1 protein-coding gene is annotated in these 1352 nt (G+C 68.6%); it reads left to right on the top strand.

From position 1 onward, the window contains the following. The coding region (locus AC1DOC_RS33810) for a DUF2169 family type VI secretion system accessory protein (protein WP_478131586.1) at positions 1-1352 on the top strand (1352 nt) is incomplete at both ends.

The following is a 1352-nucleotide window of genomic DNA, read 5'->3' as shown; positions in this document are numbered from 1 at the left end:
TCCCAACGTCGAGCGCCCGGGCGATGGCATGGACCGCCCCGACCGGCGGCCGGTCCCGGCCTGCCCGGGTGCGATGGACGTCGATCTGTCAGAACGCCTGAAGCTGCTGGGAACGGACTACGGCGACCAGTGGCGCGAGACGCTTTACCCCGGCTTTGCGCGCGACATGGACTGGCAGTTCTTCAATGCCGCGGCTGCGGAACAGCGCTGGAACGACGAACTGTCCATTCCCGCAGCCGCGCCCTACGAGATCTGGAACATGCACCCAGAGCATGCCGTGCTGCGCGGACGGCTTCCGAATCTGCGCGCACGCGGCTTCGTGGCGAGAAAGTCTGCGCGGCCCCTTGCGCTGGAAGAGGTGCCGCTGCGGCTGACCACCGCCTGGTTCTTCCCGCACATGGCGCAGGTCATGCTGATCTTTCACGGCGAGACGCTCATCGTAGAGGACGATGCCGCGGATATCACGCATGTCATGCCGGCGATGGAGGCGGCAGACAGCCCGCTGCGCCCCCTCTCCCACTACGAGAAGGTCTTCGAGAATCGCTGCAACCTGGAGAAAGGCGCGATCCATGCGCTGCTCGACGAGGAACTGCTGCCGGCCTCGGCCGTCGGCCCCTGGCTGGACCAGCTCGACGCGCGCGAATCGATCCTGGCAAGGAACATCAAGGACAAGGGCGAGCGCCTGCGCGCCGAACTGACGGCGCGCGGCCTGGAGGCCGGCCACAAGGCGCGCCATTTCCGGGAACGGCCCCTGCCGAAGCCTTTCGACAAGATGCCCACGCTGGCCGAACTGCCCGAGTTCATCGACAAGACACGCGCCTACCAGCGCGAACAGGAACGCAAGCTGGAGGAAGCCAGGCAGGAGGTCGCGAAGGCGGCCCGGGACAACGCATCCGAATCGCGCAAGGCGGGCTTCGATAGCAGCCGGATCACCGAGGAAAGCCAGAACGCGCAGCTCAAGGGCCCGCCGAAATTCGAGGCCGAGACGATCGTCAAGGGCCTGGCCGGCATCGCCGCGGCCACGGGCACCCCGGCCATGAGCGCCGCCGAGCACGCCGAGCTGCAGGCCCTCGGGCAGCGGGGCCGGCAGGACATGCTGGCGCTGTACCGCATGGCGGCCCACCACCAGGCCGCTGCCGATCCGATGGCTGCCGAACAGAATGCGCAGACGCGCGAACGCGTGCTCGCCGCCATGGCCGCGGACCGCGATCTGTCCGCCATGGACCTGACGGGCTGCGACCTGTCGGGCCTCGATCTGCGGGGCGCCCGCATGCACCAGACCTTGCTCGAAGGCGCCCGCCTCCAGGGCGCCCGCCTGGATGGCGCCGACCTGAGCCAATCGGTGCTGGTGC

This window comes from Variovorax sp. 01T439_2, from assembly GCF_056398445.1.
This window is presented reverse-complemented; position numbering and strand designations above follow the sequence as displayed.